Raw genomic sequence first — 6,093 nt, 5'->3', positions numbered from 1 at the left:
GGCTTCGACACCGTGTTCGACCCCGTCGGCGACGACCACCTCGCGACCGCGTTCGAGGCGGTCCGACCGTTCGGCAGCGTCGTCACCACCGAGTCCAGCGCCGCCGAGGAGCTCTCGCTCGCGCCGATGCACCAGGGATCGCTGGAACTCGGCGTCGTGCTGGTGATCCTCCCGGTGCTGCTCGGCGAGGGGCAGGAGCGCGTCGGCGACGAACTCGACGACATCGCATCGCTGGTCGACGACGGCGCGATCACGCCGCACATCGACGAGCGATTCACGTTCGACGAGGTGGCCGAGGCCCACGAGCTGGCCGAGTCCGGCGAGTTCGTCGGGAAGATCCTGCTCGAGAACGAGTAACGGCTCAGTCGGCCCGTTCGACGGCGAGCCGGTAGTCCGTCACGGCTCGTGCGGCCTCGCCGCTCCCGCCGAACAGGAGTTCGACCGACCAGCGCCCGCCGGCCGCGAGGTCCGTCGTCGACGCCTCACTCTCGTCGATTACCGCGCCCGCGTCGTCGAGGAAGCGGGCGGTCGCGGTCACGTCGGCCGGCTCCGATCCGCCGTTCTCGATCGTGGCCTCGACCGCGACGAGTTCGTTCTCGCTCCCCTCGTTCGATCGCGAGAGCGTGTGCTCGACGACGCCGAGCGAGCCGTTCTCCGGCGTTCGAACCGTCGACGGCGTGGCCGTCGGGCTGGCAGTCGGTGAGTCGGTCGGGGAGTCGCGCCCGTCGCCGAGGCCGGAGCAGCCGGCCAGCCCGGTGGCGGTGGTCAGGAGGGCGGTGCGCGCGAGGAGGGCACGGCGGCGCATACCGGCCGCTCGGTCCCGAACCGCATAGTCTCTGTGACTATCTCCGGAGCAGCCACGCGGCGACGGCGAGCCACGGCAGCGCGGCCAGCACGCCCACCGGCGTCGGGCCGAGCAGCGTGTTGGGCCGCCCGGCGACGAACAGCACCGCGACGCTCGCGATCGCGTTGATCGCGCCGTGGCCGATGCTGGCGGGCCAGACGCTCCCCTCCCGGACCGTGAGCGTGGCGAGGAACGTCCCCGCGCCGACGGTGAAGACGAGGAAGGCGGCCATTCCGGTCCACGGGAACCCGGGGTAGTCGAAGCCGTAGCTGTGCCCCATCGCGACGATCGGCCAGTGCCAGACGCCCCAGATCACTCCCGAGAGGACGACCGCGCGGCGGTACCCCAGCGGCGTCAGCTTCGGCAGCAGGTACGCCCGCCAGCCGAACTCCTCGCCGAACGCGAACAGCCCGTTGACGAGCGGGGCGATCGTGAGCGCGCTGGCGATCTGAATCGCGGCCAGCAGCCGCGGGTCCATCCCGACGCCCATGCTCGCCACCTGCTCACGGAACGCGGCCATCGTCGGGTCGAACTGCCCGGGGAAGACCGCGAAGTAGAGCGCGGCGCCGACGACGGTCAGCCCCGCGGGCGCGAGCCACGCGGCGGCGTAGGTCCACATCGTCCCCTCGAACTCCGGGTAGAGCCGGTGGCGATCCCACCCCTCGCCGGTCACGAGCCGGGCGGCGACGTTCCCCACCGCGGGGCCGAACATGTAGGCGGTCGGGAGCAGCACCGCCGCGAGCGTGATCCCCTCGGCGATCTCGGGGCTGTCGGCCAGCCCGCCGGTGAGCCAGATCGCGAGTCCCGTCGCCCAGGAGACGCCGAACGCGACGGCGAGGAACACCGCAATCCGGCGGCGTTCGAGCCTCTCGGGCGTCTCGAGTCGGCCGTCCATGGCCGGCGTATCGGCGGGAGGGGAGAAAAATCGTGGTCGTGTGTCGCGTCGATAGCGCGGCTACTGGATTTTGGCGTACTGGTCGCGGAGCTTCTCGGCGGCGTCGTCCATCAGCCCGACCTCGTAGTCGGAGAGCTCCCACTCGACGACCTCCTCGACGCCGTTCGCGCCGAGCTTGACCGGGACGCCGAAGGCGGTGTCCTCGTAGCCGTACTCCCCGTCGAGGACGATACTGCCCGGCAGCACCTCGCCGGTGTCGCGGATGACCGCCTCGGCCATGTGGGCGACGCCCGTTGCGGGTCCCCACTCGGTCGCCCCTTTGCGCTCGATCACGTCCATCGCGGACTGCTGGAGGTCGGCGAGGATCTCGTCGCGCTCGTCGGGGGTGAACTCGGGGTCGCGGCCGTCGACGCGCACCTTCGAGAAGACGGGCACCTGCGCGTCGCCGTGTTCGCCGAGGATCGTCGCCTCGACGTTCCCTACCTGCGTGTCGAAGCGCTCGGAGAGCACGTAGCGGAACCGCGCGGAGTCGAGCCGGCCGCCGAAACCGATCACCTTCGAGCGGTCGCGGTCGCCGGTCTCGTACAGGTGGCGGTTCAGCAGGTCGACCGGGTTGGAGGTGGTGATGGTGACGAAGTCGTCGTTGTGCTCGGCGAGCGAGGCGCCGATGTCGTCCATGATCGGCGCGTTGTCGCCCGCGAGGTCGATCCGGGTCTGGCCCGGCTCGCGGGGGATGCCGGCGGTGATGATGACCACGTCCGAGCCGGCGGTGTCCGCGTACCCGCCTTGGCGGACGGTCGTGTTCGAGTCGTAGGCGACGCCGTGGTTGGCGTCGGCGGCCTGCCCGACGGTCACGTCCTCCTGCTCGGGGATGTCGACGTAGACGAGCTCGTCGACCACGTCACGGAGCGCGAGGTTGTACCCGGCGGCCGCGCCGACGGTCCCTGCCGCACCGACTACGCTGACTTTCGTCATGACGCATACCTGTTGGGCCAGTCCGGGATTAAACGCACCGATGGCGGCGACTGAGTGCTACTCCAGCGCCGCGGCCGGCCCGTCCCACTCGCGTTCGAGCAGGCCGTAGTGGACGGCGTCGACGTGCTCGCCGTCGAGGAACCACGCCTCGCGGGCGGCGTCCTCCTCGGCGAAGCCGAGCCGCTCACAGAGCCGCCGGGAGGCGTCATTACTCCCCGCGACGGTCGCGGAGACGCGGTGGAGTCGGTGGGCGCGGAAGCCGTAGTCGAGCAGGTGGGCGCCGGCGTCGAGCGCGTAGCCGTTCCCCCACGCGTCGGGGTGGAGCCAGACGCCGAAGTTGGCGTAGCCATCGGGCTGCTGGATCGGCGCGAGGCTGACCGAGCCGACGGGTTCGCCACCGAAATCGCCGGACTTCGGCACCACGAGCAGTTCGACCCCGTCGTCGTCGTTCGGCAGCGGCCAGCGGTCCTCGCGGTACGCCGCCTCGGAGACGGGCGTCCGGAAGCGCGTGACGTGGCGCCGGACCTGTGGGTGGTTCTCGGCCTCGACGAGGAGCGGGATGTCGCCCTCGTCTGGCGGCCTGAGTTCGATGCGGTCGCCGTCGATGAACGTCGCGTGTGGCATCGGTGTGTGGTCGATCGGTGTTGCGAGCGATACGTCGGTGACGCCGGCTATCGCGAACGGAGGGAGCCGGAACGGGCGATGGCGTTGGGCACGTTCCGTCGGGTGCGGTCGGCAGCGGTATAGCAGTTCGGAGGGAGTGTGACAGTCCCTCACGGCACGGTCGTAACGGGGTGATGAAGGACATTTCTCTCCATTAGTGGACAACTCCGTGGAATCGGCCGTCGAGACGCCGAGTATATCCCCGCCGGCGTGCTACCGGGACGGGAGAACCGCCCAACTGAGGAACGTTGGACGGACCGACAGCCAACCACTCATCTGCCCCGACTGCGGCGGAGAGATGCGTAACCGACGAACCAGACTCGAGTAACAGTGAGCCCCACGACAGAGGACACGACCGAGCGGGAGAGTAGCGAGGCGACAGAACACGAGTCGGCGCTGGAGACGGCCAAGCGCCAACTCCACAGCGCGGCCAAGCACGTCGACGTCGACGAGAACGTGGTCGAGCGGCTGAAACACCCGAAGAAGGTCCACGAGGTGACCGTGCCGATCGAGCGCGACGACGGCTCCGTCGACGTGTTCACGGGCTACCGCGCCCAGCACGACAGCGTCCGCGGCCCGCACAAGGGCGGCCTGCGCTACCACCCCGAGGTGACCCGCGACGAGTGTGTCGGCCTCGGGATGTGGATGACCTGGAAGTGTGCGGTGATGGACATCCCCTTCGGCGGCGCGAAAGGCGGGATCGCGGTCAACCCCAAGGAGCTGAGCGAGGACGAAACCGAACGGCTCACCCGCCGGTTCGCGGAAGAACTCCGCGACGCCATCGGCCCGAACAAGGACATCCCCGCGCCGGACATGGGGACCAGCCCCCAGACGATGGCGTGGCTGATGGACGCCTACTCGATGCAGGAGGGCGAGACCACCCCGGGCGTCGTCACGGGGAAGCCGCCGGTCGTCGGCGGCAGCGAGGGCCGCGACGAGGCGCCGGGCCGGAGCGTCGCGATCGTCGCCCGCGAGGCCGCCGACTACTACGACATGCCGCTGTCGGAGACCTCGGTCGCGATCCAGGGGTACGGCAGCGTCGGCGCCAACGCGGCGCGCCTGCTCGACGAGTGGGGCGCGAACGTCGTCGCCGTCAGCGACGTGAACGGCGGGATCTACGACCCCAACGGGCTCGACACCAGTTCGATCCCCAGCCACCACGAGGAGCCGGAAGCGGTGCTCAGCCACCCCGCGCCCGAGAAAGTGAGCAACGACGAACTGCTCGAACTCGACGCGGACGTGCTGATCCCCGCCGCCATCGGCAACGTCATCACCGCCGAGAACGCCGAGGACGTGCAGGCCGACGTGATCGTCGAGGGCGCCAACGGCCCGACGACCAGCACGGCCGACGAGATACTCGAGGAGCGCGGTATCCCGGTGGTTCCGGACATCCTCGCCAACGCCGGCGGGGTGACCGTGAGCTACTTCGAGTGGCTGCAGGACATCAACCGTCGCGCGTGGTCGCTCGACCGCGTCCACCGCGAACTCGAGTCGGAGATGGTCGAGGCGTGGGAGACGGTGTGCGACCGCCGCGAGGAACACGACGTGAGCTGGCGCGACGCCGCCTACATCGTCGCGCTCACGCGGGTCGCCGAGGCCCACGACAGCCGCGGCCTCTGGCCGTAAGTCGGGGCCGCCCGCCGCCTACATCTGGCCGCCTTCCTCGTACGGCTGGACGACAACGAACCCCTCCTCGCCGGTGAACTCCATCTGCATCGACTCGCCGGACTGCTGGCCGATCTCGATCATCTTGTTCGTCCCGATCGAGGGCGAGAGGTTCGAGCTCCACGCGACGGTGGCGTCGGGGTCGGTCGTCACCGGCGGCGAGATCACCAGCGGGTCGCCGTGGGTGGAAATCGCCACGTCGCCGGGGCCGGAGAGGAAGACGTTCGTCAGCCCGCCGGCGGCGGCGCCGGAGAGGCTGCCGATCGTGCCGATCTCGTAGTCGATCTGCTCCTCGAACGCGAGCACGTCGGTGCCGTTGACCGAGATCGACTCCCCCTCGTCCAGCGAGAGTATCTGCACTTTCTTGCCCTGATCCGCGAGGTACAGCGAGCCGGTTCCCTCCGCCTCCATCACCGGCGTTCCCTCGTCGGTGACCGCCTCCTTGACGAGCCCCGTGAGCCCGCCCTCCGCGGAGGACCTGCCGGTGAACGTCAGATCGCCGGTGTAGGCGACCATCGTGCCCACCTTGACGGTGGTCAGCCCGTCGACGGGGATCTTCAGCAGACGGTTGTTCTCCTTCTGAAAGCCGTTCGCTTCGGAGTCAGGGCCGTTGGCGTCGATGAACTGCTCCAGCTCCATGGGGACGGTCGGCATTGTGTCGGCATCCGTGAAAAAGCCCGGGCGTCCAGAACCACTAACCGCCGGCCACACGACGCCCGGGTATGGAACAACTGTTCGCCCCGTGGCGGATCGACTGGGTCGAGCGCGACCCCGAGGACGACGAGGTCGACGGCTGCCCGTTCTGTGTACTGCCCGAGCGTGACGACGACCGCGAGAGCCGGATCGTCGCCCGGAGCGAACGCTCGTTCGTGATTCTCAACAACGCCCCCTACGCGCCGGGGCACGTGATGGTCATCCCCGACCAGCACACCGGCGAGTGGGCCGACCTCTCCGACGCGGAGCTACTGGACCACGCGAAGCTGAAAGTCGCCGCCATCGACGCGCTGGAGGCGGCGTTCGGGCCGGACGGCGTCAACGCCGGCGAGAACCT

9 protein-coding genes are annotated in these 6,093 nt (G+C 69.6%); 4 read left to right on the top strand and 5 right to left on the bottom strand.

Annotation, left to right across the window (positions count from 1 at the left end; all coding sequences use genetic code 11):
- Positions 1–357 (top strand): zinc-binding dehydrogenase (locus tag ACFR9S_RS05460; RefSeq protein WP_379818231.1); only part of this gene is annotated, 357 nt, incomplete at its 5' end.
- Between the two features lie 4 nt (positions 358–361).
- On the opposite strand, the gene ACFR9S_RS05455 is transcribed toward ACFR9S_RS05460, so the two are convergent.
- The 4 genes from ACFR9S_RS05455 to ACFR9S_RS05440 are packed head-to-tail and all read right to left on the bottom strand — an operon-like array spanning position 362 to position 3,338.
- Entirely contained in the window at positions 362–805 is a 444-nt protein-coding gene (locus tag ACFR9S_RS05455; RefSeq protein WP_379818230.1) for an FxLYD domain-containing protein, read from the bottom strand.
- A 37-nt stretch (positions 806–842) separates the two neighbouring features.
- A complete protein-coding gene (locus tag ACFR9S_RS05450; protein ID WP_379818229.1) occupies positions 843–1,739 on the bottom strand; it encodes a CPBP family intramembrane glutamic endopeptidase in 897 nt (298 codons plus the stop codon).
- 60 nt (positions 1,740–1,799) lie between these two features.
- Complete coding sequence (mdh, locus tag ACFR9S_RS05445; protein ID WP_379732216.1) at positions 1,800–2,714, bottom strand: malate dehydrogenase; 915 nt, start codon at positions 2,712–2,714, stop codon at positions 1,800–1,802.
- A 57-nt stretch (positions 2,715–2,771) separates the two neighbouring features.
- Positions 2,772–3,338 carry a GNAT family N-acetyltransferase gene (locus ACFR9S_RS05440; protein ID WP_379818228.1) on the bottom strand — a complete coding sequence of 189 codons (567 nt, stop codon included), beginning with the start codon at positions 3,336–3,338 and terminating at the stop codon, positions 2,772–2,774.
- Positions 3,339–3,534: 196 nt separating this feature from the next.
- Here ACFR9S_RS05440 and ACFR9S_RS05435 point away from each other — a divergent pair, with 196 nt between their 5' ends.
- Positions 3,535–3,705, top strand: a complete 171-nt coding sequence (locus tag ACFR9S_RS05435; RefSeq protein ID WP_379732214.1) for a rubrerythrin-like domain-containing protein — start codon at positions 3,535–3,537, stop codon at positions 3,703–3,705.
- A gap of 2 nt (positions 3,706–3,707) precedes the next feature.
- Positions 3,708–5,003 carry a glutamate dehydrogenase GdhB gene (gdhB, locus tag ACFR9S_RS05430; RefSeq protein ID WP_379818227.1) on the top strand — a complete coding sequence of 432 codons (1,296 nt, stop codon included), beginning with the start codon at positions 3,708–3,710 and terminating at the stop codon, positions 5,001–5,003.
- Positions 5,004–5,021: 18 nt separating this feature from the next.
- Here the strand turns inward: gdhB and ACFR9S_RS05425 are convergent, their stop codons facing one another.
- On the bottom strand, positions 5,022–5,681 hold the full coding sequence (locus ACFR9S_RS05425) for an AIM24 family protein (RefSeq protein WP_379732019.1): 660 nt from the start codon (positions 5,679–5,681) through the stop codon (positions 5,022–5,024).
- 83 nt (positions 5,682–5,764) lie between these two features.
- Here ACFR9S_RS05425 and ACFR9S_RS05420 point away from each other — a divergent pair.
- The coding region (locus ACFR9S_RS05420) for an HIT family protein (RefSeq protein ID WP_379818226.1) at positions 5,765–6,093 on the top strand (329 nt) is incomplete at its 3' end.

Source organism: Halolamina salina, assembly GCF_042678005.1.
Taxonomy (GTDB): domain Archaea; phylum Halobacteriota; class Halobacteria; order Halobacteriales; family Haloferacaceae; genus Halolamina; species Halolamina salina.
This window is presented reverse-complemented; position numbering and strand designations above follow the sequence as displayed.